The organism is Lentzea sp. (genome assembly GCF_035525475.1).
Classification (GTDB): Bacteria; Actinomycetota; Actinomycetes; order Mycobacteriales; family Pseudonocardiaceae; genus Lentzea.
In genome coordinates this window covers 17,275-40,884 of the sequence record NZ_DATLEC010000249.1, presented here as the reverse complement: position 1 = coordinate 40,884, position 23,610 = coordinate 17,275, and the positions used below count along the sequence as shown (strand labels likewise).

Here is a 23,610-nt window from a genome sequence, read left to right as displayed (position 1 = left end):
TCAGGTTAGCGGGCGTTAACATCCTCATGTTAGCGCCCGCTAACCTACCGGTCCACCAGCACCGCTCGAGAGTGACCCGAATGCAGGTCAAAGCCCGTTTCAGGCACTCTCACGTTCCGGAATACCCTCAGCCGACGACGCTGCGGAGCGCGGGCAGGTAGCCGCTGGCGTGACCAGCCCGGTTCGGGTGGTACGACTCCTCGACCGGCCAGCTCAGGCTGTTGAGCCACCAGCTCGACGAGCAGATCTCGTGCCCGGTGAACGCCCCGCGCACGTCGACGTAGGTGAACCCGGCCGCACCGGCGCGAGCGCTGATGGTGGCGTGCAGGGCGTCGCTACCGGAGTTGATCGCGGCCCGCTTGGTGTCGCTGAGCCCGACGTTGCACGTACCCGGCACCTTGTAGATGCGCGGATACCCGAGCACGACCACGCGCGCCGACGGCGACTTCGCCTTGATCGTGCCGTAGACGTTGTTGAGCAGCCCGGGAAGCGTGTTCGCGGCGTAGGCCTTGGCCGTGTTCACCCGGTTGGCGCAATCCTGGTCGGACCCGAACGTGCAGGTGGTGATGACGTCCGTGAAGCCGGCGTCGTTGCCGCCGACCTGCACCGTGACCAGGTTCGTCGCTGTTGTTAGGTTGTTGGCCTGGGCGATGACGTCGTTTGTCCGCGCGCCTGAACACGCGACGGACTTGAAGGTCGCGGGCGCTGTCGCCGCCGCGTACAGGGCCGGGTAGGCGAGCGGACCGCGCTTGCAGCTGCCGCTCGCGCCGTCGTAGCTGCCGGTTCCGAGACCACTGGCGTACGAGTCGCCGAGGGCCACGTAGTTGACGGGGGCCGCGCTCGCGGGGTTGGCGAGGGCGATTACCGCCGCGGCGGCGGTGATCGCCGAGGCGATGAGGTGAGCAGGACGCATCGAAGACTCCCGAAGGGGCCGCAGGGATTTGATGCAGTGCGGATCAATGGTTACCCATGGGTAAGACCTGTGTGAAGTATTGGTCAATAGTCAACATTTGGGGCTTGTACCTGCGGAAATTCCACCCATCGGAGGACGCGCGGACAGACGAGCGGCGCGCGCCCAAGCTGCGCCAATCTCGGCGATCCCCGGCCTCACCACACCACCGCTTCCCAAGCCCACTACGGGCCCGTTCCACCCCCGCCGGACCCGGCGGATTTGCCCGCCGAGCCGCATGTGAACGGCTGCTAACCTCCTCCCGTGGCCGAGAAACCCTCACGTCGGGACCAGATCCTCAACGCCGCGGCCGAGCTCTTCGCGCGGCACGGCTTCCACGGGGTGGGCATCGACGACATCGGTGCGGCCGTGGGCATCTCCGGGCCCGCCCTCTACCGGCACTTCCGGAGCAAGGACGCGATGCTCGGCGAGATGCTGACGTCGATCTCCGAGCGGCTGCTCGACGGCGGGCAGAAGAGGGTCGACTCCGCGTCCAGTGCCGAGGAGGCCTTGCGGGAGCTCGTCGGGTGGCACGTGGACTTCGCGTTGGACGATCCGGCGCTCATCACCGTGCAGGCTCGCAACCTGGCGAACTTGACGGATCCCGACCGGCGGCGGGTGCGGGCTTTGCAGCGGCGCTACGTCGAGGTGTGGGTCGAGGCGATCCGGCGGACCGTGGCCGACTTCGACGAGCCGACGGCTCGGGCCGCGGCGCACGCCGTGTTCGGGTTGATCAACTCCACGCCCCACAGCGCGCATCTCGACAGGGACCAGATGGCCGCTCTGCTGTCCCGGATGGCGCTGGCCTCGCTGCGGCCCGCCGTTGTGACCTCGTGAATTGGCGGCCGACCGAGATCCTTCCGTAACCTTGCCCGTTAATGGGCGCGCGCGAACTCCTCCTCCGGCTGCCGGCCTGGTTCCGGTTCACGGTGATCACGCTCGCGGTGTTCGTGTGCGGGGTGGTCGCCTCGCGGCCGGCCACCGGTGTCGACGGCGTGCCGCCGAGCGCCGATGTGATCGCCGCGGCCAACGCCGTCGAGGCGTTCGCGGCGCCTTCGGGGACGCACGACCCGCACATCAACCTGCCGCCGGACTTCGCGCGGGAGATGGGACGCGAGCCCGTGACCGTGACGGCTCCCGACGGGACGTTGCGGGTCGTGGACGCCTCGGGTGGGTGCTCCGGGCCCGCCGGCGACACGGAGTGGGACTTTGGCACGGCGTGCCGGGCGCACGACCTGGGGTACGACCTGTTGCGCTACGCGGAACACAAAGGTGACCCGCTCGGGCCCTCCGCGCGCAAGGCGCTGGACGACAGGCTGACGATCGACCTGCACGCGCAGTGCCGGCTGAACCCCCGCGGCGCCGAGCAGAGCTGTCACGCGGTGGCCGAGACCTACGTGCTGGGGCTGAAGTTCAACTCGTGGCGTCAGAGGTGGGGGCCGCCCGGCCACGAACCCGTCGTGGCGTGGGCGTTCGGCAGTGCGGTCGTGGTCTTCCTGCTCCTGGCGCGGCTGCACGGGCGCAAACGTGACGAGCTGCCCGCCCCCAAGCCCGTCGAACAGGACCGGTACGCGACGTTCCTGCGGTTGTGCAGCCTCGCGCTGCTGGTACTCGGCGAGACGGTGGCGACGCTCGCGCACCTCAAGAACGTCGGCACGCCGTGGTTGTGGGCGTTGCAGGCCGTGCCGTTGTTCTTCTTCGCGGGCGGGCACGCGAACCTGCGCAGCTGGCAGGCGCACGAGGGTGGTTTCGGCTGCTGGGTGTCGAGCCGGACGTCGTGGCTGCTGCGGCCGGTGCTCGCGTTCGTGCTGCTGTGGGTGGTGGTGTTCGCCGCGCTGAACCTGCTCGACGTCGAGGTCGACGCGTACAGCCGGCTGATCACGCACCCGTTGTGGTTCCTCGGGGTCTACCTCCTCGCGGTGGCCGCCACGCCCGCCGCCGCGTGGCTGCACCGGCACTCCCGCCGGACCGCGCCGTTCGTGCTGACGCTCGTGACGCTCGGGGTCGAGGTCGCGCGCACGTCGACGGACTGGAAGACCGGCGGGTACGTGAACCTGATCGTCGGCGCGTTGCTGATGCAGCAGATCGGGTTCTTCTACGCGGACGGCACCCTGCAGCAGGTGTCGCGGCGCGTGCTGGCGGCGCTGGGCGCGATCACGTTGCCCGCGCTGGTGTTCTTCAGCGGCTACCCGCGTTCGATGATGGTGCTCGGCGTGGCGCAGGTGTGCCTGGCGCTGCTCGCCCGCGGCCGGGTCACGGCGTGGCTGAAGGGCCGTTCGTGGCACGTCGTCGACTTCGCCCGCCGGGCGCCGATGACGGTGTACCTGGCGTACCTCGCCGGTGTCGGCGCGCTGGTCGGGTTGCTCGGGCTCACGCAGGCGCCGATCTGGCTGGTGTTGCTGCTCGTGCCGCTCACCCTGCTGTTCCACCGCTTCGAACGACGGCTGGTCCGGTTCCCGCGGCTGTCGCACGAGTCGCACCGGACCCGGCTCGCCACGGCCGCGGGCGTGGTGTTCGGGACGCTCGGCGTGCTCGGGTTCGTGGTGAGCGGGTTCCTCGGCGACGGGGTGCTGGTGCTGCTGCCGGTCGATCCGCTGCAGAACCTCATCCACCTCCTGCTCGGCTGGTACCTGATCCACACCGCGCGCACCGGCAGCTGCGACACGCGGTTGCCGTGGCTGCTCACGGCGCTGGCGTGCGTACCGCCGATGCTGGCGCTGGACCCGGCACCTCCGGTGGTGGCGCTGCACGCCGCGGCGATCGGGCTCGCAGTGCTCGCAGCCATCCCCAGGTCACGGCCGCGCACACCGGCAGCCACAGCACTCGCTGCCACACCCAGTCCGGACCCTCTGGTGGTTGCTGGAGTCCCGGCAGCGGTCCCCACGCGCTGAGCGCCAGCGTCACGGTGATCAACGCGCTCTGGTGCGCGAGGAAGATCCCCAGCGCCCGCTTGGTGAGCCACGCCACGGGTTTCGTGGTCCCGAGCCTGGTCAGCACCGGCGCGATCGTGAGCACCAGGCCGATCTGGGCGAACGCCAGCGCGAGCGTCGCGTAGTTCGGCGGGTTGAGGTTCGAGACCGCCTCGCCCGGAATGCCGACGGCCGACACCGGGTAGCCGCCGAACGACGTCAGCAACGCGTACCCGACCACCCCGGCCACCAGCAGCGGCGGGCCGGGAACCCTCCTGCGCGCCACCGAGTACCCGAGCTGCCAGGCCGCCCACCACACCGCGTACGGGACCACCAGCACCAGCGCGATCGGGACGAGCACACCCCACGAGTACTCGTCCAGCTTGCGCACCAACGGTTTCATCCCCAGCAGGACCAGGTACACGACGAAGAACCACAGCGGCGTCATGACCAGGAACCCGATGTTGTAGGCGGTTCCCTGGTCGACCCCGCGCATCACCAGTCCGAAGAGGACAGCCGCCCAGGCGCCGAGCATGAGCACCGTCGGCACGGCGAGCTGCTTCAGCCGCACGACGAAGGACGTCTTCGAATGAGCGGCCGCGTATCCGCCCGCGAAGAAGAACAACCCGAGCGTCTGCAGCACCCAGGACACCGGCGCCAGGTCCGGCAGGTGTTTGAGCGGACTGTCGATGTACATGCCGGTGGGCGTGTCCACCAGCGCGGTCACCAGCCAATGCCCGAGCACGACGGTGACGACCGCCAGAGCACGAACGGCGTCGATGAACGGATTCCTCACAGCTCCTCCCCCGAAGCGATCCGGACGAGCGCGGTCAACGTCCCGCTGCCCGGCTCGTAGTAGGTGTCGTGCTTGCCGCCCTCGAACCGCAGCACGGTCGCGCCGAAGCCGTCGGAGGCGGGATCCGTGCCGTGCCCGAGGTCGAACAGCCGCGCGTTGGGCACGAACCGCATCCAGTCCCCGCTGGACCGCAACGCCCAGACCTTCGCCGGCGTCCCGAGCTCGGCGGCGGAGCTCACCCGGACACCCGGACTCCCGGTGAACACGATGTTCTGGACGTCCAGCTCGTGCGCCGCCAGCGACACGACGACCGAGCCGTAGCTGTGCCCGAAGACGTGGATGCGTGCGTTCGTGTGCAACGCCCGCACGAAATCGACCAGCTCGACAGCACCCTGACGCGCCAGCGAGCCGGTCATCGCGTCCACGCCGAGCCCCTGCGGCGTCCGGTACCCGAGCCACGCGATCACCGCGAGGTCGTCGCGGTGGGCCTGCTCGTACAGGTTGGCCGCCATCTTCCCGACGGTCCGGTCGAACCGGTCGACGTCCACGTCGGACCCCGGCACGACGACCACGACGTCCCGCGCGGTGGCGAGATCACCGACGACCGCCACCCGGCGGGCGACGTCGGCACGCCACTGGGCGATCGACGGCGCGACCGCGGGAACGGCGATCAGCAGGAGGAACAGGAAGGCTCTGCGCATGAACCGAAACTAGGAAGACCACGCCCCTCGGATCGTCACACCGCAGAGCCGTTTCCGCGGCCCTACCCCGGTACCACGAGCCCGCTCTCGTACGCCGCGATGACGGCCTGGGCGCGGTCGCGCAGGCCCAGCTTGGTGAGCACGCGGCTCACGTGCGTCTTGACCGTCTGCTCCGCGAGCACGAGGTGCGCGGCGATCTCCAGGTTGGACATGCCCTGCGCGACCAGCACGAGGATCTCGGTCTCGCGCTCGGTCAGCACGCCGAGCTGCGCCGGCCGCACCCGGTCTCCGCGGCGGGACTTCACGAAGTCCTCGATCAACCGCTTGGTGATCGACGGCGCCAGCAACGCCTCCCCGGCGGCCACCACGCGCACGGCGTTGAGCAGCTCACGGGCGGGCGCGTGCTTGAGCAGGAACCCGCTCGCACCGGCCTGCAACGCCTCGTAGACGTAGTCGTCGAGGTCGAACGTGGTCAATACGAGGACCTTGACGTCGTCCGAACCGCCCAGCAGCAACCGGGTGGCGGTGAGACCGTCCATCTCGGGCATGCGGATGTCTATCAGCACGACGTCGGGTCTGACCGTGCGTGCCAGCGCGACACCCTGCACGCCGTTGCCGGCCGAGCCGATCACGTCGATGTCGTCCTGAGCGTTCAGCAGCGCGGAGAAACCCTCGCGCACCATCTCCTGGTCGTCCACCACGACCACCCTGATCACTTGTCCCCCAACGGAATTCTCGCCCTGACCATGAACCCGCCGTCCTCGGTCGACTTCACGGTCAGCGTGCCACCGTGCACCGCGACGCGTTCACGCATTCCCACCAGACCCTGCCCGCTGCCGCCACCCCGCGACGGCCCTCCGGGGGTGTTGATGATCCAGATGTCGAGCCGGCCGTCGTTCTTGTGCACGTGGACGGACGCCTTCGAGCCGGGAGCGTGCCTGGTGGCGTTCGTGAGCGCCTCCTGCACGACCCGGTACGCGGTCAGCCCGACCGCCTCCGGGACGTCGTCCACGTCGACCTCGGCCTCGTCACCCGGCCTGACGAGCTCCGGGATGCGGCTGATGCCGGGCTGCGGTTCGCGTTCCGGCGCCTGGCCGTTCGTCCTGAGCACGCCGAGCAGGCGTTGCATGTCGGTGATGGCCTCCCGCGCCGCCTCACCGATCTCCGCGAGCTCCTTCTCGGCTTCCTCGTTCAGCCCTTTGAGACGGTAGGGCGCGGTCTCGCACCTGACCACCACCATCGACATGTGGTGCGCCACGACGTCGTGCATCTCGCGTGCGATGCGCGCACGTTCCTCCAGCGCGGCCTTGGCGTCGCGCTCTTCCTCGAGCTCGCGTTCGGCCCGGCCGCGCGCACCGAGCAGGTAGACCACCGCGGCGATGATGGGCACGAAGAGCGCCATGTCCGCGGCCTGCGGTTCGGAGGCCACGATCAGCGCCATGCTGAGCAGGGTGACCGCGATGACGATCCCTCGCGAGTAGAACGCCACGACCGCGACGAACAGCGGCACCGCGGTCCAGTACTGGAAGGCCCCCGCCCCCTCGCCCACCGCGAGGAGGCTGACGAGGTAGAACCCCGGCGCCGCCAGCCGCCAGGCGTAGAGCGGGGACCAGAGCAGCAGCACGTACGGACCGAGCGTGGCCACGAAGACGAGGACCCACCAGCCGTCCGAATCGGCCTGGCGCACGTACGAGGCGCTGGCGACGACCGCCCACACGAACGCGTAGACGACCAGCGCGGCGAAGACGGGCAGCCACAGCCGGCCGAGCGCCTGGGGGAGAACCCGCGTGCGATCGGGACCGAGGACCGTCCTGTACAACGTGCGGAACACCACCCGATGCTAGGTGGATCCGCGTAATCGCACAGTGACCTGCGGAGTGACATACCCCGGTAGCACTCTGATCAAGATGGGGCATTGCGAACGCGTCACGCCGCGCGGTAGGCAGTACCTGTGAGACCACCACAGGATCCAGATCGCTGGTCACGGCTGACGGCCGTGGCCGGTGAGGCGCTGGCCGCGGCCAGGGCCGGTGAGGACGCTGTGGCGGTGGACCTCGTGACCGGGTATCTCAGCGGTTCCCCCGAGGGCGACGAGGAGATCCGCGAGCTGGTGCTGCTGCTGTTCGCCGAGTGCAGCAGCATGGTCGGCGCGCTCGGGTCCGGCGGTGCCACACCGGTGAAGATGCAGGTCTTCGACGAGGAGGGCAACGAGGTCCAGATCGACGACGCCGACCCGCCGGTGCGCACGGCGATCCGCGCGTTGCTGGCGGAGGTGCACGGAGATCAGGACGCGGCCGCGGAGCAGATCGAGATCGCCCTGGCCAACGGCCGGCCGCAGGAGCTCGCGACCGTGGTGTTGCAAGCCCTGCGGTGGACCCTGAAGCTGGCGATCGAGTGCGAGACGCGCGACCTGCCCGTCGCGCCGTGGATCACCGCGTCACTGGACGACCAGCCCTGACGTGCAGCAGCGCGTCCACACCGTCCATCAGGTGCTGGTCGAGCGGGAAGTAGCCCATCTCCAGCCCGGTGTCGGTGCGGCTCGGGCCCCGCGGCTTGTCCGCGGTGATGCCCCAGGTGGTGAACCGGCTCTGCAGTTGCCCCTCCGGGGTGGCCTCGTCCGGTTCGCCCAGCCCGAACGAGTCGTTGCGCCCGAGCGTGCCCGCGATGACCGTGTACTGGTCACCGAGCAGCGGCGCCACGAGCGCGCCCGCGGAGAACCACTCGATCCGTTCGCCCGCCATCTCCATGGAACTGTTCGTGCGCTGCAGGTGGGCGTTGTGCGCGAACACGAACGTCGGCCCGCGTGAAGCCTCGGCGCGCCGGATCTCCAGCAGGTTGCGGGCCATCACGCCGTCCCGCATCTGGCAGAGGCGGTTCAGGCGCACGCCCAACGGGTTCGGCTCGGCGCACTCCCGGTGGTACCGGAGCAGGCTCAGACCGGCTGTCAGGTGCGTCTCCGCGCGGTACCAGGCGGCATCGGCGGTCCTGCGCTCGTGCAGCCGCTTGAGCATGCCCGTGCCGATCTCGCGCAACCTCACGGCTTCCCCGGACTGCCCTGGCGACTGGGTGAGGTCCATGACGGCCTCGACGCGGCTCCACTTCCCGTCGTCGGTCGTCAGGTCGACGTCCTCGCCGAGGTAGTCGCGGGCGTGTTCGAGGTAGGGGCGCGGGCTGGGCGCGCTGACGGTCTCGGTCTGGAAGTCGAAGCCGTGGAACGCCAGCCGTTCCGCCTCGGGTTTGTCCTCGTTGTACTCGCGCATCCACTGCACCAGCTCGCGGTTGGCAGGCCACCGCCCGAAGGAGTGGGAGAAGCCCTCCTCCATCACCGTGTCGAGGTCACCGGGTCCGCCCTGGACGTAGTCGTCGACCAGGAGCCCCCGGACGCGGCAGGTCTCCAGGGCGATCGACCGGTAGCCGAGTCCGGCCAGCTGCTCGACCAGCTCGTTGCGGATCCAGGTGTGGGCGTGCTCGAGGTGCGTCGGCTCGCCGAACGCCAAGAGCTCGGTGAAGGGGCTGATGAACTCACGAATGTCCTGGCTCATGTGGTTCAACCGTAACATTGAAAGCGCCGTTGAGACTTTCTCGCGATAAACGCTGTCACCTGCGGCTAAAGTCTCAACCGTGCGTCCATCCGACCTCGCTGACGAGCATGGCATCTCGACCCAGGCCGTGCGCAACTACGAGCAGTCCGGGTTCATCCCGCCCGCGGCGCGCACCCCGTCCGGCTACCGCGTCTACACCGAGGTCCACGCCGCCGCGTTGCGCGCGTTCGTCGCGTTGGTCCCGGCGTTCGGGCACGCCCGTGCCGGGCAGATCATGAACGCGATCCACGCCAGCGACCCGGACGAGATGCTGCTGATCATCGACCGCGGCCACGAGCAGCTGCTGCGCGACCGCGAGACCCTCGGCTCGGTCAGCAGGGCCGTGCAGGACCTGACCGACTTCGAACCCGTCCTGGAACCACGCACGATCGGCGAGCTGGCGCACCGTCTCGGCGTCACCCCGGCGACGCTGCGGGCGTGGGAGGAAGCCGGGATCCTCACGCCCGCACGCGAACCCACCGGCTATCGCGTGTTCCGGGCGGAGGACGTCCGGGACGCCGAGCTGGCACACCTGCTGCGGCGCGGTGGCTATCCGTTGGCGCGCATAGCCCTCGTGGTGCAGCAGATCCGCACGGCGGGCGGCACGGAGACGCTGGGCGCCGCCCTGGCCGACTGGCGCCGCCGTCTCACCGCGCGGGGCCTGGCGATGCTCACCGCCTCCGCGCGGCTCAACGACTACCTGAGTGCGCGGGCACCAGCTCCCTGACGAGAGCGCCGACCTGCTCGCTCTCGATCAGGAACGCGTCGTGCCCGTACGGCGACTCGATCACCCGCAGCTCGTCCGCTCCGGGGATGCCCGCCGCCAGTTCCTCCTGCTGCCCCAGGGGATACAGCCGGTCCGAGTCGACACCGGCCACGATCGTGCGGGCCTCGACGCGTTCCAGCGCCGCCTTGACACCACCGCGCCCGCGCCCGACGTCGTGCGAGTTCATCGCCTCCGTCAGCGTCACGTAGCTCTCCGCGTCGAACCGCCTCGTGAGCTTCGCCGCGTGGTGGTCCAAATAGGACTCGACCTCGAACCGCCCGTCCTCCCGCACCTGCCTGCCGAACCGCGCCTGCAGCTCCTGCTCGCTGCGGTAGCTGAGGTGCGCGATCCGGCGCGCGATCCCCAGTCCTTCCACGGGATCCGCCCTGATCGCGTGCAGCTGCACCGACGCCAGCCCGATCTGCTCGGCCGACGCGGCGGCCGTGGTCGCCAGCAGCAGCAACGACTTCACCCGGTCCGGTTCGCCGACGGCCCACTCCACGGCCCGCATGCCGCCCATCGACCCGCCGAGCACCGAGGCCCACTGCCGGATGCCCAGGAAGTCGGCGAGCCGGACCTCGGCGGCGACCTGGTCGCGAACGGTGATCGCGGGGAACCCGGGGTACTGCCACGGCCCGGTGCTGCCCTGACAGCCGCCCAGCACGTTCGGCGCCACCACGAAGAACCCGTCGAGCGGCCGGCCCTCGCCGATCAGCGCCTCCCACCAGCCAGGCGTCGGGTGGCCCGGCTCCACGCCCCCGGCGACATGGCTGTCACCGGTGAGGGCGTGGAGCACGAGCACCGCGTTGGAGGCCTCGGCGTTCAAGGTCCCCCACGTCTCGTACGCGAGCTGGAATCCCGGCAGTCCCGCGAACGGTTCGGCGTGGCTGAACCACTTCCGCCGGCCGTTCGGATCACCGAACCTCCAGCCGCCCACTACAACGCCGACTTGGCCGCGGTGAAGCCCGCCTCCAGGTCGGCCTTGAGGTCTTCCAGCCCCTCCAGCCCGACCGACAGCCGCACCAGCCCGGGCGAGACGCCCGTGACGAGCTGCTCCTCTGGCGTGAGCTGGCTGTGCGTGGTCGAGGCCGGGTGCACGATCAGCGACCGCACGTCCCCGATGTTCACGAGCTGGCTGAACAGGCTCGTCCCGTCCACGAACGCCCGCCCGGCCTGCACACCGCCGCGGAGTTCGAAGCTCACGACCGCACCGGCCCCCTTGGGCAGGTACTTCTGCGCGTTGGCGTAGAACGGCGACGACGGCAGGCCCGCGTAGTGGACCTTCTCGACCTCGTCCCGCCCCTCCAGCCACTCGGCAAGCGCTTGCGCGTTCTGCACGTGCCGCTCGATCCGCAGCGACAACGTCTCGATCCCCTGGATGACCAGGAAGCTGGTCAACGGCGCGATGGCCGCACCCGTGTCCCGCAGCCCCTGCACCCGCAGCTTGGCCGCGAACGCCCCGTGCCCGAGCACCGGCCAGTACTGCAGCCCGTTGTAGCTGGGGTCGGGCTCGTGGAAGTCGGGGAACTTCTCGGCCCCGTACTCGAACTTGCCGCCGTCCACCACCACACCGGCGATGGCGGTCCCGTGCCCGCCGAGGTACTTGGTGGCGGAGTGGATGACGATGTCCGCGCCGTGCTCGAGCGGCCGGAGCAGGTACGGCGTGGGCACAGTGTTGTCCACGACCAACGGCACGTCGTTGGCGTGCGCGACCCCGGCGACCCCCTCGACGTCGAGCACGTGACTGCGCGGGTTGGCCAACGTCTCGGCGAAGAGCAGCTTGGTGTTGGGCCGCACCGCCGCCTGCCAGGCGTCGAGGTCGTCCGGATCGTCCACGAACGACACTTCGATGCCCAGCTTCGGCAACGTGTAGTGGAACAGGTTGTACGTTCCGCCGTACAACGAGGCGCTGGACACGAGGTGGTCCCCGCTCCGGGCGAGGTTCAGGATCGCCGCCGTCCCCGCGGCCGATCCAGAAGCGAAGGCAACAGCCGCCACCCCGCCCTCGAGAGCGGCGACCCGCTGCTCCAGCACGTCCTGCGTGGGGTTGTTGATGCGCGTGTAGATGTTCCCGGGCTCAGCGAGCGAGAACAGGTCCGCCCCGTGCTGCGTGTCCCGGAAGACGTAGGAGGTGGTCTGGTAGATCGGCGTGGCACGAGCACCGGTGGTGGGGTCGGGCGCGGCACCCGCGTGGATCTGGGCAGTCTCGAAGGACCAGGACATGGCTGTGCTCCAGGTTTGTGCGTTGAGTGGGCTCGAAGTCAACGGGAGCGGCGACAAGCCATGCTGGTGACGCGCACGTAGTCCACGTGGCGTCGGCTAACCAGCAGCATGGTCATGGGGACGAAGGTAGGGGTCCGGACGGCCCACCGATACCCCGTCCACCAGGTGGGAACGCTTAGGCTGATCGCATGCGCACAGCTCTGGTCGGCTACGGACTAGGTGGGGCGGCCTTCCACGCCCCGTTCATCGCGGCAACAGAAGGCCTGGAACTCTCCGCCGTGGTCACCGCGAACCCGAAGCGCCAGGCAGAGGTAGCGTCCCGCTACCCGGACACCCGCCTGCTGTCCACTCTGGACGAGGTCTGGACGGGCGACTTCGACCTGGTCGTCATCACCACCCCGAACCGCTTCCACGCCACCCACGCCCGCCAGGTGCTGGAACACGGCCTGAACGTGGTGGTCGACAAACCGTTCGCCGGCTCCCCGGCAGAAGCGAGGGCCCTGGCCTCCATAGCCTCCTCCAGGGGCCTGATGCTGGTCCCGTTCCACAACCGCCGCTGGGACGGAGACTTCCTGACGGTACGAAAACTCCTGGACTCCGACACCCTGGGCAAGGTCCACCGCTTCGAGTCCCGCTTCGAGCGCTACCGCCCAGAGATCAAGGACTCCTGGAAGGAGTCAGGCGACCCGAAGGACCTGGGCAGCATCCTCTACGACCTGGGCACCCACCTGGTGGACCAGTCAGTAGCCCTCTTCGGCCGCCCAAGGACAGTCCACGCGGAAATCGCGACAGTCCGCCCGGGCGCCAAAGCGGACGACGACGTCTTCCTGGCCCTGACCCACGACAACGGCGTCCGCTCCCACCTGTGGATGAGCGCCCTGGCGGCAGACCAGGGCCCGCGCTTCCGCGTGCTGGGCCACGACGCCGCGTACGTCAAGTACGGCATGGACCCGCAAGAAGAACGCCTCAAGGCAGGCGAGACCCCAGCAACCCCGGGCTGGGGCGAAGAACCAGAAGAAGCCTGGGGCACCCTGAACGGCGAGCCGCATAAAACAGAACCAGGCGCCTACCAGAACTTCTACAAGGCAGTGGCAGCAGGTAAACCCGAGGTAACCCCGCAAGACGCACTGACGGGCCTGGAAATCATCGAGGCGGCAAAGCAGTCAGCAACAACAGGTGACGCAGTAAGCCTCTGACACCACGCCCGAAACGCTACGGACGGGCCAGCGGCGGATACAACATCTCAGCAGTCCCCCGACGGAACAGGGCAGCCGGCCGCCCCCCGTCCCGAGAGGTCGTCTCCCCGGTGGGCACCAGCAACCCCTCCACCCCGGTCACCTTCCGGTGGAAGTTCCGAGGATCCAGAGAAACCCCCCAGACGATCTCGTAAACCCGCCGCAACTCGGCAACAGTGAACTCGGCAGGACAGAACTCGGCCCCCAACGGCGTGTACTCCAACTTGGCCCGAGCCCTCTCCACCCCGTCCTCAAGGATGCGCGAGTGGTCAAAGGCCAACTCCGAAACCTCAGCAACGGGAACAAAGGCAGCCGAAGCGGCATCGGTCCCGGCAACAGGCACGGGCAACCCGGCAGCCAACGCCAGATAGGCGACAGACACCACCCGCATCCGAGGATCACGCGAAGGCTCCCCATAGGTCCCGAGCTGCTCGAGATGCAACCCTGAAACCCCGGTCTCCTCCCGAAGCTCCCGAACAGCAGCAGCATCCACGGACTCGGAAACCTGAACGAACCCCCCTGGCAAGGCCCACTGCCCGAGAAACGGCGACTCCCCCCGCCGAACCACCAGCACACACAGCTCATCCCCCCGAACGGTCAACACCACCAGATCGACCGTGACCGCGAAGGGAGGGAAATCACTTGGCGAGTACACCACCGGAGTATAGGCTTATCGTCAACACGACGAAAAGACCGGACCAGCCCTCCGAGAGGACCCCCACGATGGCCGACATCAGCACCTACCCCGGACTGCGCCACCTGAGGGGAGCCCCCACAGTCCACATCAGACACATCAGGAAGGGCGAGCTGGTCCACGAGGGCACGGGCCTGAGCTTCTGGTTCCGCCCCAGAACCGCAGTCCTGTCAGAAGTCCCGGTGGACGACAGAGAACTACCGATGCTCTTCCACGCCAGAACCGCGGACTACCAGGACGTGACGGTCCAGCTGACGGTGACCTACCGCTGCACCAACCCGGAGACAGCGACAACCAGGATCGACTTCTCGATCGACCCGGACACGGGGACCTGGCGCCAGGACCCGCTGAGCCAGATCGCCACCACCCTGACCGAGAGCACCCAGCAGCACGCCCTCAAGATCCTCGCCACCCTGGACCTGGACCAGGCCCTCAAAACCGGCGTGGAGCAGGTCAAGACAGCAGTCCAGGCCAACCTGACCGCACACCACATCGGCATGGAGATCACGGACGTCAGGGTGGTGGCCATCCGCCCGGACGCGGCCATGGAGAAGGCCCTCCAGACCACCATCCGCGAACGAGTCCAGCAGGAAGCCGACAAGGCCACCTACGAACGCCGCGCGATGGCGGTGGAACGCGAACGAGCGATCAGCGAGAACGAGCTGCAGAACCAGATCGAGCTGGCGAAGCGCGAGGAACAGCTCGTGGTGCAACGAGGCGCCAACGCCCTCAAGCAGGCCGAGGACGACGCCAGGTCGGCCAAGATCGCCAACGAGGCCAAGGCGAACGGCATCCGCCAGCTCGCCGAGGCCGAGGCCGCGGGCGAGAAGGCGAGGCTGGACGCCTACCGGGAGGTCCCGGAGTCGACCCTCTACGCCTTGGCTGCGAAGGAACTCGCCGGCAACCTCCCGGAGATCGGCAGCATCAACCTCACCCCCGACCTCCTCCAGCCGATCCTGACCAGGCTCGCCAGATGAGCCTGGCCCCGAGAATCGTGCTGGTGCACAGGCGCACCGAGCTGACAGAGTTGCTGGCGAGACACGGGACGAGAGGTCAGGTCGAGTTCTTCCTCAAGTCCCGTGACAGGACCTTGGACGAGGTGGTGGACCGTGACCAACAGGCCCGCGCAGCGCTGGGAGAGGTCAGCGCCGCGATCCCGCTGGACTGGCGCCGCGGCGTGGTCGAGAGGGAAGACCTGTCGCGGTTCCTGTTCGCGCCCGAAGACGTAGTGGTCGTCGTCGGCCAGGACGGCCTGGTGGCCAACGTCGCCAAGTACCTGGACGGCCAGCCGGTGATCGGCATCAACCCGGACAGGGGCGTGCTCGCCACGCACGCCCCGTCCGAGGCGTCCGACCTGCTGCACAACACCGCCGACACCGAGGACCGCACGATGGTCGAGGCCAGGTCGGACGACGGCCAGACCCTCCACGCCCTCAACGAGATCTACGTGGGCCACCCGAGCCACCAGACCAGCCGCTACCGCATCCGGAACGAACGCCAGGCGTCGTCCGGCATCCTCATCGGCAGCGGCACCGGCGCGACGGGCTGGTGCAGCTCCGCCCACCGGGAACGGAAGAGCCGGATCCCGCTGCCGGCCCCGGCCGAACGCAGGCTGGTCTGGTTCGTGAGGGAGGCCTGGCCGTCCCCGAGCACCGGCATCGAGCACACCGAGGGCGAGATCACCGGCGAAGACCTCGCCATCGACGTCGAGTCCGACGGTCTGGTGGCGTTCGGCGACGGCATCGAGAGCGACGCGCTACGCCTCGGCTGGGGTCAACGACTGACCGTCGGACTCGCCGCCCGCCGGCTCCGCCTCGTGCGCTGAGCCGATCACCAGCAGGCACACGGCGGACAGCACCGCACCCGCGACCAGGTACACCGCGATCGCCCAGGTTCCGGTGCGCAGCAACGACTGCGCGATTAGCGGGGCGAGCCCGCCACCCAGCACGGCGCCGAGCTGGAAGCTCAACGCCACACCGCTGTAGCGCACACGGGTCCGGAACAGCTCGGCGAAGTACGCGGCCGACGGGCCGAACAACGCCGCCGAGCCCACGAACCCGAGCACCATCGCGAACGTGAACCAGCCCGAGTTCGTCAGCCAGAACAACGGGAACGCGAACGCGGCCTGGAAGATCGCGCCACCGAACATCACCGGCAGGCGCCCGACGCGGTCCGACAGCAGACCGAACGCGGGCACCGCGACGACCTGCGCCACCGACCCCACCACGGTCGCCACGAGCAGGTCGTCCGCGGAGATCTTCAACGCCGTGCGCCCGTAGCCGATCATGAACACGCTCAGCACGTAGATGAAGATCGTGAACCCGAGGTTCACGCCCGCGCCCAGCAGCACCACCCGCCACCGGTCGCGCAGCACCTCGGCGATCGGCAGCCGCGACTTCCCGGCGCGCGCGAACCGCGGGCTTTCCGAGACCCGCAACCGGATGTAGAGCCCGATCCCGACCAGCACGACCGAGAACAGGAACGGCACCCTCCAGCCCCACGACAGGAAATCCGGCCCGGAAGCGCGTGACGACAGGTACATCGCGAGGTTCGCCAGCACGAGACCGACCGGCGACCCGATGAACACCCAGCTGCCGTACCAGCCCCAACGGCCCGGTGGCGCGTGCTCGACCGCCATCAGCGACGCACCGCCCTGCTCGCCACCCATGAAGAACCCCTGCACGAGCCGCAGCAGCACGAGCAACAACGGCGCGAGGATGCCCGCCTGCGCGTAAGTCGGCAGCAGTCCGATCAACGCGGTCGAGACGCCGGTGACCGACAGGGTGATCACGAGCATCGCCCGGCGGCCGACCCGGTCGCCGAGGTGGCCGATCACCGCGCCGCCGAGCGGACGGGCGAGGAAGCCGGCGCCGAACGTGGCGAACGCGAGCAGCACCCCGACCCGCGAGTCGAACTGCGGGAAGAAGATCTTGTCGAACACGAGCGCAGAAGCGGTGCCGTAGAGCAGGAAGTCGTACAGCTCGATCGTGTTCCCGACCGCGGACGCCACCGCCGCTTTCCGTACCCCCGTCATCGTTCCAGCCTGGTGGAGGGATTGACACCGCGCAATGGCCCGGTCACCCTTCGACTACGTTCCTACTGCTCAGTAACGAGGTAGCAATGACGCGCCGAGTCACTGTTGTTTCCCTGCTCACAGCCATGATCGCGGCCCTGCTGGCTCCGCACGCCGGCGCCGCGCCCCGGTACCGGAACTACGTCTCGCTCGGGGACTCGTTCGTGTCCGGGCCGTTCATCCCCCTGCAGCGGCTCGACCCGCTGAGCTGTTTCAAGTCCACGCAGAACTACCCGTCCGTCCTCGCGAAGAGGCTCGGCGTCGCGAACTTCACCGACATCTCCTGCGGTGGCGCGCAGACCGAGCACATGGCGGGCGTGCAGAGCGGCATCCCCGGCCAGTCCGTGCCGCAGTTCTCCGCGCTGAAAGCCGACACCGACCTCGTCACCCTCTCCATCGGCGGCAACGACATCGGCTTCTCCGACATCATCCTGACCTGCGCCGGCAAGAGCGTCTCCGACCCGACCGGCGCGCCCTGCGCGGCCACCTACGGCGACTCCCTCTCCCAGCGCGTCGCCGCCACCGCTCCGAAGGTCGCCGAGGTGCTCGCCGGCATCAGGCAGCGCTCCCCCAACGCCAAGATCGTCGTGGTCGGCTACCTGCGGATCCTGCCGCCGTCGGGCGGGTGCTGGCCGGTCGTGCCGATCTCCCGCGGCGACGTGCCCTACCTCGACACCGTGCAGCAGCAGCTCAACGGAATGCTGGGCGCCCAGGCGAAAGCGGCCGGAGCCACGTTCGTGAACCCGTACGACATCAGCCTCGGCCGCGACACGTGCGCGGCGCCGTGGGACAAGTGGGTCGAGGGCATCATCCCGACGAGCCTGGCTTTCCCGGTGCACCCCAACGCGAGGGGCATGGCCGCGGTCGGCAACCAGGTCGCCGGGGCGCTCGCCTCGACGGAGTCCGCGGGACTCCAGGGCCCAGAACGTCGCACGCGGTGATGGCGGTGTACACGATCCGGTGTTACCGCTGAGTTGGTTGGAGATCCGGGTCCTCGTCGCGCCACAGTGGTGGCATGGCAAGGACCCGACTTCTTTTTGCCTGTCTCGCGCTCGCCGCACCGCTCTTCCCCGCGACGGCCCAGGCAGCGACTCTCGTCCCCGAATCCGGGCTGGTGCTGTCGTTGCAGCCGAAGATGGGCGCCCTCAGCACCACGCAGCTCAACTGCGAGCCCGCCGGCGGCACGCACCGCCACGCGCAGCAGGCGTGCGACCAGCTCATGCCCGTCGAGGGCGACTTCCGCCGGCTCGAGGAGACCGGCGCGATGTGCACGATGGAGCTGAACCCGACCAAGGCGACGCTGCAGGGCAAGTGGCGCACCAAGAGGATCAACTTCCAGCAGACGTACTCGAACCCGTGCGTCGTGCGCGCGCTCACCGGCAAGGTCTTCGACTTCTAACCCTCAAGACCGCGTCACCGGCGTTCCAGCGCACCGCCGTCGCGCTGGAACACCGGTGGCGTTCCGCACACACTCTCAGCTCGGTCGCCCTAGGCTGCCGGGCATGGGGGACTTCCTCGTCTACTGGATCGGCTTCCCGGTCACGTTCCTGCTGCTCGTGCTGGGCATGTCCCTGGCAGCGCGGCGAATCCTCGGCCTGCGCGTCGGCCTGGTCCGCACGGCGCTGGCGTGCCTGCTCGCGATGTCGATCGCGACGGGCGTCTTCGGCGAGACGACCGCGCCGACGGCCTCGCTGGCGACCATCCAACTGGGACTGTCGCTGCTGGTCGTGATCGGACTGCTGGCGTTCGCCGAGGTCATCGTGCCGACCGGCTCGATCCCGCCGCCCACCGAGTGGTGGGGCATGCTGCGGCGCCGGATCGCCCGCACCCGCCGCTACTCGCGCATCACCGCGATCGCGTTCCGCCACGGCCTCGGCCCCTACCTGCGCGGCCGCGAACGGTCCGGCACCGACCTCGCGCGGTCGTTGCGGCTCGCGTTGCAGGACGCGGGCGTGACGTTCGTGAAGCTCGGCCAGGTGCTGTCGACCCGCGCCGACCTGCTGCCGGAGGACTTCGTCGACGAGCTGAGCCTGTTGCAGGACAAGGTGCCGCCGGCGGAGTGGGACGAGGTCCGCGCCCTGCTCGACGACGAGCTCGGGCCGGACGCGTTCCGGGAGGTCGACCCCGAACCGCTGGCGGCGGCCTCGATCGCGCAGGTGCACCGGGCCGTGCTGGCGTCGGGCGCCGAGGTCGTGGTGAAGGTGCAACGGCCGGACGTGCGGGCCGTGGCCGAGGGCGACCTGGACATCGTGTCGAGGCTGGCGGAGACGTTGCAGCGCACGCGGTGGGGGTCTGCGCTGGGCGTGCGCGACCTGGCGGCCGGGTTCGCCGCGGCGTTGCGCGAGGAGCTGGACTTCCGCGTCGAGGCGCGCAACATCGCGGCCGTGGCGGCGGTGTCGGACTCCTCGGTCGAGCTGCCGCAAGTCCACATGTCGACATCCCGCGTTCTCGTCATGGACCGGCTCGACGGCGTTCCCGTGCGCGGTGCCGCCGAGGACGAGGGGCTCGCGCGGACGTTGCTGCGGTTCGTGCTGCGGCAGGTGATGCTCGACGGCGTCTTCCACGCCGACCCGCACCCCGGTAACGTGCTGCTGCTGTCCGACGGACGGCTCGGCCTGCTCGACTTCGGCTCGGTCGGGCGGATCGACTCGAACCTGCGCTCGGCGTTGCAGAGGCTGCTGCTGGCCATCGACCGCGGCGACCCCGCCGGGCTGACCGACTCGCTGCTGGAGCTGACCTCCCGCCCGGAGGAGATCGACGAGCAACGGCTGGAGCGCGCGCTCGGCCAGTTCATGGCACGCCACCTGGGCGCGGGCATGCGGCCGGACGTCGAGATGTTCGGCGACCTGTTCCTGCTCGTGTCGCGGTTCGGGCTCCGCGTCCCGCCGGAGATCGCGGCGGTGTTCCGGGCCCTGGCGACGCTGGAGGGCACCCTGGGCGTGCTGTCGCCGGGTTTCAACATCGTCGTGGAGTCGCGGGCGTTCGCGGCCGAGCAGATCACCGAACGGCTCACGCCCGAGTCCGTGAAGCGCACGGTGGCCGAGGAGCTCCAGGCCGTGCTGCCGATGCTGCGCAGGCTGCCGCGGCGGATCGACCGGATCACCGGCGCGGTCGAGCAGGGCCGGCTGAGCATGTCGATCCGGCTGTTCGCAGACGAACGCGACAGGTCGTTCGTCACCGGCCTGCTGCACCAGGTGATGCTGACGGTTTTGGGCGCGACCGCGGGCGTGATGGCGGTGCTGCTCCTCGGGTCCAGCGGCGGGCCCGAGGTGGTGCCGGACGTCGGCCTCCACCAGGTCTTCGGCTACAACCTGCTGATCGTCAGCGTGCTGCTCGGCCTGCGCGTCGTGGTCGCGGTCTTCAGGCCGCGTTCCTAGTACTGCCTGCGGTACACCGACATGTCGTCACGCCACACGGCCTCCCTCGAAGCTCAGGACGTAATGACCACTTCGGGGCGGGGTGCCGCCCGTGTACGCGGAACGCGCCGGATCGAGCACCCAGTGGCCGAGGAACGGCACGAGGTCGTCACTCATGTGTGTCTCCTTCGCGGAACCTGCGCCACTGGCGGATTGTCCGGCGCATCGACGTGGGCGACCATCACCCGATGAGTTATGAGACGGGCGTCCGGTGGAAGTGGATACCGGCCGTCGTGCTCGGCTTCGTGCTGCTGAGCTGGATCGTGTTCGAGGCACTCGACCTCGTCGACTTCGAGGGAGTCGTTGCGTGGGTGCGCGGCATCGACCCGCTGTGGGCCGCGGCGGTGATCTTCGCCCTGCTGGTCGTGGACGTGCTGCTGCCCGTGCCGTCCACGCCGCTCATCGTCCTGGCGGGAACGGCACTCGGCCTGCCGCTCGGGCTGGCACTCGCGATCGTCGGATCCCTGGGCTCCTCCGCCGCGGGGTACGCCCTGGGCAGGTTCGCGGGCCCTGTTCTCGTGCGCAGGGTCGTCACCATCGAGGAACTCACCGAAATGCGTCGGTGGGGCCGTCAGTTCGGGCCGTGGTTCTTCGGGGTGGCACGCGGAATCCCGATGATGGCGGAGACGGTGTCGGTGTCCGCGGGGGTGTCGAGGGTGTCGTTCCGCAAATTCATGTTCTTCACCCTCGCCGGAACCATTCCGATCTGCGCCGCCTACGTGTTCGCGGGCTCGCAGGCCGACTCGGTCGAGCAGATCGTGATGATCAGCGCCGCCGGGTTCCTGCTGACCGTCGGACTCTTCTACCTGCTGCGCAGGCTCGTGAAGGCGGTGCCGTAGGAAAAATCGCTGGCGCGGCGTGGTTGTATGTATTCGCGCCCGGTGCGCAGCGGAGGGTTACTTCCGGTGATCACTCAGGTTCGACTCCTGAGGCCGGCGAAAGCCGGTCTCGCTCACCCCGGTGAGCAGTCACCTTCCGCGACTTGACCTCGGGCGCACCACATCAGCCGGAATCAATTCACCGGCGCGATGCGGTTTATCCAGGGAGCACACAACTCCACACGTGTCCGGTGCGCAGCAGAGGGTTACTTCCACTGTTAATGGGCGGGTTGCGGGTTCGAGTCCCGCCAGACGAGAAATCGGCTGTAGCTCAAACGGCAGAGCAGCAACGTACCTTCCGCGACTTGATCTCGGACGCGTGTGGGGTGTGGGCTCCCCTTCTTTTGCTTCGAGGGGGAAGAGCCGATGGCGAAGTTCAACATCTTCCGCGCACGTCCGGCGGGTACCAGCCCGGTCGCCACGGCAGCGGAGCCGTCCGGCCGCACCTACGAGGGCGGCGACGGCTACGCCCGTGACACGAAGTCCGAGCTGTTCCTGCTCGCCGTGTCCAACATGGGCGGCGAGGACACCTTCTACGAGTCCGCCGACCGGCGCGACAGCCGCTTCGCACAGCTCGTCCACGACGCCGCGCTCGCGGATCCCGAGTGGACCGCGCGCCTGCTCAAGTGGCTGCGCGGCGAGGCGAACATGCGCACGGCGTCCCTGGTCGGCGCGGCCGAGTTCGTGCTCGCACGGCTCGTGGCCTCCTCGGACGCGGGCGTCACCAACCGCGCCGTCGTGGACTCCGTGCTGCAGCGCGCGGACGAGCCGGGCGAGCTCCTCGCCTACTGGACGGGCCGGAACGGCCGGCGCGTGCCGAAGCCGGTCAAGCGCGGCATCGCGGACGCGGTCCGGCGCCTGTACGACGAGCGCGCGGTCCTCAAGTGGGACAGCGACGCCCGCGGCTTCCGCATGGCCGACGTGCTGAACCTCGCCCACCCCTCGCCCGCCGCTCCGTGGCAGGGCGCGCTGTTCCAGCACGTGCTGGACCGGCGCCGCTCGGCCGAGGCGGCGGTTCCCGCCGAGCTGCGGGTGATCGCGGCCCGTCGTGAGCTGATGGCGTGGCCGCTGGACGAGCGGCGCGCGCTCTTCTCGCGTCCCGACGCGGCCGATGTGTTGCGGCGGGCCGGGATGACGTGGGAGGCGGTGGCCGGGTGGCTGCAGGGTCCCCTCACGAAGGAGGTGTGGGAGGCGCTGGCGCCGTCCATGGGTTTCATGGCCGCGCTCCGGAACCTCAGGAACTTCGACGAGGCCGGCATGTCCGACGAGGTCGCGGCAACCGTCGCGGCACGTCTGGCCGATCCCGGCCAGGTCGCGCGCTCGCGGCAGTTCCCGTTCCGCTTCCTGTCCGCCTACGAGGCGGCGCCGAGCCTGCGCTGGGGCCACGCCCTGGACCAGGCGCTGCAGGCGTCGCTGAGCACCCTGCCCGCACTGCCCGGCCGGTCGCTGGTCCTCATCGACACCTCGGCGTCGATGACCGGCACGACGGTCTCGGCGCGCTCGAAGGTCACCCCGGCCAAGGCCGCGGCGGTCTTCGGCGTGGCGCTGGGCGCGAAGGGCGAGCAGGTCGACGTGCACGGGTTCGCGAGCGGTGTGTTCCGCCACGACATCCCGCGCGGGGCGTCGGTCGTCCGCGAGGTCGACCGGTTCCTGAAGCGGATCGGCGAGGTCGGGCACGGCACCGACGTCGTCGGGTCGTTGAAGCGGACCTACAACGGCCACGACCGCGTGTTCCTCATCTCGGACATGCAGACGATGAGCGGCGGGTACGGGCGGGGCGTCGACGGCGTCGTGCCGCGGCACGTCCCGGTCTACGGGTTCAACCTGGGCGGGTACCAGATGGGTGCGTACGCGACCGGGAAGGGCAACCGCCACGAGTTCGGCGGCCTGTCGGACGCGACGTTCAAGGCGATCCCCCTGCTCGAGGCGGGCCGGAACGCCGACTGGCCGTTCTGAGCGGTGTGAGGGTTCTCCCTGACGCGGAGAACCCTCACACTTACTATCAGTTAGCGTTGTGACCAGGTATGATGCGGTTATGGAGTTCAACGTGTTCGCGAAGGCGTGCCCGTCACGTCCCTTGCTGGAGCACGTCACCGGCAGGTGGGGCAGCCTGACGATGGGCGCGCTCGTGGACGGTTCGCTGCGCTTCAACGAGCTGCGCCGCCGGGTCGACGGGGTCAGCGAGAAGATGCTGTCCCAGACGTTGCAGGCGCTGGAGCGCGACGGGCTGGTGCACCGCGAGGCGCAGGCCACGAACCCGCCGCGCGTCGACTACAGCCTCACGCCGCTCGGGCGCGAGACGGCGGAGCGGCTGCTCTCGTTGATCCACCACCTGGAAGCGCGGATGCCCGAGGTGCTGGAGGCCCAGCAGGCGTACGACGCCCGCTGA

At 69.3% G+C, this 23,610-nt stretch carries 23 protein-coding genes and 1 pseudogene; 13 read left to right on the top strand and 11 right to left on the bottom strand.

Annotation, left to right across the window (positions count from 1 at the left end; genetic code table 11):
- Positions 1-127: 127 nt before the first annotated feature.
- Positions 128-913, bottom strand: a complete 786-nt coding sequence (locus VM306_RS37375; protein WP_325523528.1) for an SGNH/GDSL hydrolase family protein — start codon at positions 911-913, stop codon at positions 128-130.
- Between the two features lie 300 nt (positions 914-1,213).
- Between VM306_RS37375 and VM306_RS37370 the strand changes: the two genes are divergently transcribed.
- Complete coding sequence (locus VM306_RS37370) at positions 1,214-1,786, top strand: TetR/AcrR family transcriptional regulator (protein WP_325523526.1); 573 nt, start codon at positions 1,214-1,216, stop codon at positions 1,784-1,786.
- A gap of 41 nt (positions 1,787-1,827) precedes the next feature.
- Positions 1,828-3,840 carry a phospholipase A2 gene (locus VM306_RS37365; protein ID WP_325523525.1) on the top strand — a complete coding sequence of 671 codons (2,013 nt, stop codon included), beginning with the start codon at positions 1,828-1,830 and terminating at the stop codon, positions 3,838-3,840.
- On the opposite strand, the pseudogene VM306_RS37360 reads toward VM306_RS37365, so the two are convergent.
- From VM306_RS37360 to VM306_RS37345, 4 genes and pseudogenes are all read right to left on the bottom strand, one after another.
- Positions 3,803-4,585: pseudogene (locus VM306_RS37360) on the bottom strand (acyltransferase family protein); the annotation flags it as partial. The gene VM306_RS37365 and the pseudogene VM306_RS37360 overlap by 38 nt on opposite strands.
- Positions 4,586-4,650: 65 nt before the next feature.
- Positions 4,651-5,355 carry an alpha/beta hydrolase gene (locus VM306_RS37355; RefSeq protein WP_325523523.1) on the bottom strand — a complete coding sequence of 235 codons (705 nt, stop codon included), beginning with the start codon at positions 5,353-5,355 and terminating at the stop codon, positions 4,651-4,653.
- A 62-nt stretch (positions 5,356-5,417) separates the two neighbouring features.
- Positions 5,418-6,071, bottom strand: coding sequence for a response regulator transcription factor (locus VM306_RS37350; RefSeq protein WP_325523521.1), 654 nt, complete (start codon positions 6,069-6,071; stop codon positions 5,418-5,420).
- Positions 6,068-7,186 carry a sensor histidine kinase gene (locus VM306_RS37345; protein WP_325523519.1) on the bottom strand — a complete coding sequence of 373 codons (1,119 nt, stop codon included), beginning with the start codon at positions 7,184-7,186 and terminating at the stop codon, positions 6,068-6,070. Before VM306_RS37345 ends, VM306_RS37350 begins: the two co-directional genes overlap by 4 nt.
- 120 nt (positions 7,187-7,306) lie before the next feature.
- Between VM306_RS37345 and VM306_RS37340 the strand changes: the two genes are divergently transcribed.
- Positions 7,307-7,813, top strand: coding sequence for a hypothetical protein (locus VM306_RS37340; protein WP_325523517.1), 507 nt, complete (start codon positions 7,307-7,309; stop codon positions 7,811-7,813).
- Here VM306_RS37340 and VM306_RS37335 read toward each other — a convergent pair.
- Positions 7,785-8,897 (bottom strand): erythromycin esterase family protein, encoded by a 1,113-nt coding sequence (locus VM306_RS37335; RefSeq protein WP_325523515.1) that lies wholly within the window; start codon positions 8,895-8,897, stop codon positions 7,785-7,787. The genes VM306_RS37340 and VM306_RS37335 overlap by 29 nt on opposite strands.
- A gap of 79 nt (positions 8,898-8,976) precedes the next feature.
- On the opposite strand from VM306_RS37335, the gene VM306_RS37330 reads away from it, so the two are divergent.
- On the top strand, positions 8,977-9,663 hold the full coding sequence (locus tag VM306_RS37330) for a TioE family transcriptional regulator (RefSeq protein ID WP_325523513.1): 687 nt from the start codon (positions 8,977-8,979) through the stop codon (positions 9,661-9,663).
- On the opposite strand, the gene metX is transcribed toward VM306_RS37330, so the two are convergent.
- The gene (gene metX, locus VM306_RS37325; RefSeq protein ID WP_325523510.1) at positions 9,626-10,639 is read right to left on the bottom strand and encodes a homoserine O-acetyltransferase MetX; all 1,014 of its coding nucleotides are present in this window, start codon (positions 10,637-10,639) and stop codon (positions 9,626-9,628) included. The two genes, VM306_RS37330 and metX, sit on opposite strands and share 38 nt — an antisense overlap.
- Complete coding sequence (locus VM306_RS37320) at positions 10,639-11,925, bottom strand: bifunctional o-acetylhomoserine/o-acetylserine sulfhydrylase (RefSeq protein WP_325523508.1); 1,287 nt, start codon at positions 11,923-11,925, stop codon at positions 10,639-10,641. Before VM306_RS37320 ends, metX begins: the two co-directional genes overlap by 1 nt.
- 188 nt (positions 11,926-12,113) lie before the next feature.
- On the opposite strand from VM306_RS37320, the gene VM306_RS37315 reads away from it, so the two are divergent.
- Positions 12,114-13,121: a Gfo/Idh/MocA family protein gene (locus VM306_RS37315; protein WP_325523506.1), complete on the top strand. Its 1,008-nt coding sequence runs from the start codon at positions 12,114-12,116 to the stop codon at positions 13,119-13,121.
- A 16-nt stretch (positions 13,122-13,137) separates the two neighbouring features.
- Here VM306_RS37315 and VM306_RS37310 read toward each other — a convergent pair whose 3' ends face one another.
- Positions 13,138-13,815, bottom strand: coding sequence for an NUDIX hydrolase (locus VM306_RS37310; RefSeq protein WP_325523504.1), 678 nt, complete (start codon positions 13,813-13,815; stop codon positions 13,138-13,140).
- Positions 13,816-13,883: 68 nt separating this feature from the next.
- Here VM306_RS37310 and VM306_RS37305 point away from each other — a divergent pair, with 68 nt between their 5' ends.
- Positions 13,884-14,831 (top strand): SPFH domain-containing protein, encoded by a 948-nt coding sequence (locus VM306_RS37305; protein WP_325523502.1) that lies wholly within the window; start codon positions 13,884-13,886, stop codon positions 14,829-14,831.
- A complete protein-coding gene (locus VM306_RS37300; RefSeq protein ID WP_325523500.1) occupies positions 14,828-15,679 on the top strand; it encodes a hypothetical protein in 852 nt (283 codons plus the stop codon). Before VM306_RS37305 ends, VM306_RS37300 begins: the two co-directional genes overlap by 4 nt.
- Here the strand turns inward: VM306_RS37300 and VM306_RS37295 are convergent.
- Positions 15,611-16,888, bottom strand: coding sequence for an MFS transporter (locus VM306_RS37295; RefSeq protein ID WP_325523498.1), 1,278 nt, complete (start codon positions 16,886-16,888; stop codon positions 15,611-15,613). The genes VM306_RS37300 and VM306_RS37295 overlap by 69 nt on opposite strands.
- 86 nt (positions 16,889-16,974) lie before the next feature.
- Here VM306_RS37295 and VM306_RS37290 point away from each other — a divergent pair, with 86 nt between their 5' ends.
- From VM306_RS37290 to VM306_RS37280, 3 genes are all read left to right on the top strand, one after another.
- Complete coding sequence (locus tag VM306_RS37290; protein WP_325523496.1) at positions 16,975-17,868, top strand: SGNH/GDSL hydrolase family protein; 894 nt, start codon at positions 16,975-16,977, stop codon at positions 17,866-17,868.
- A 74-nt stretch (positions 17,869-17,942) separates the two neighbouring features.
- The gene (locus VM306_RS37285; protein WP_325523494.1) at positions 17,943-18,326 is read left to right on the top strand and encodes an SSI family serine proteinase inhibitor; all 384 of its coding nucleotides are present in this window, start codon (positions 17,943-17,945) and stop codon (positions 18,324-18,326) included.
- Between the two features lie 103 nt (positions 18,327-18,429).
- On the top strand, positions 18,430-20,304 hold the full coding sequence (locus tag VM306_RS37280) for an ABC1 kinase family protein (RefSeq protein ID WP_325523492.1): 1,875 nt from the start codon (positions 18,430-18,432) through the stop codon (positions 20,302-20,304).
- A gap of 27 nt (positions 20,305-20,331) precedes the next feature.
- Here VM306_RS37280 and VM306_RS37275 read toward each other — a convergent pair whose 3' ends face one another.
- Entirely contained in the window at positions 20,332-20,460 is a 129-nt protein-coding gene (locus VM306_RS37275) for a hypothetical protein (RefSeq protein WP_325523490.1), read from the bottom strand.
- A 71-nt stretch (positions 20,461-20,531) separates the two neighbouring features.
- On the opposite strand from VM306_RS37275, the gene VM306_RS37270 reads away from it, so the two are divergent.
- The 3 genes from VM306_RS37270 (at position 20,532) to VM306_RS37260 (ending at position 23,610) form a co-directional block, all read left to right on the top strand.
- Positions 20,532-21,182, top strand: coding sequence for a TVP38/TMEM64 family protein (locus VM306_RS37270; protein WP_325523488.1), 651 nt, complete (start codon positions 20,532-20,534; stop codon positions 21,180-21,182).
- A gap of 405 nt (positions 21,183-21,587) precedes the next feature.
- Positions 21,588-23,177 carry a TROVE domain-containing protein gene (locus VM306_RS37265; protein ID WP_325523486.1) on the top strand — a complete coding sequence of 530 codons (1,590 nt, stop codon included), beginning with the start codon at positions 21,588-21,590 and terminating at the stop codon, positions 23,175-23,177.
- Positions 23,178-23,256: 79 nt separating this feature from the next.
- Positions 23,257-23,610 (top strand): helix-turn-helix domain-containing protein, encoded by a 354-nt coding sequence (locus VM306_RS37260; protein ID WP_325523484.1) that lies wholly within the window; start codon positions 23,257-23,259, stop codon positions 23,608-23,610.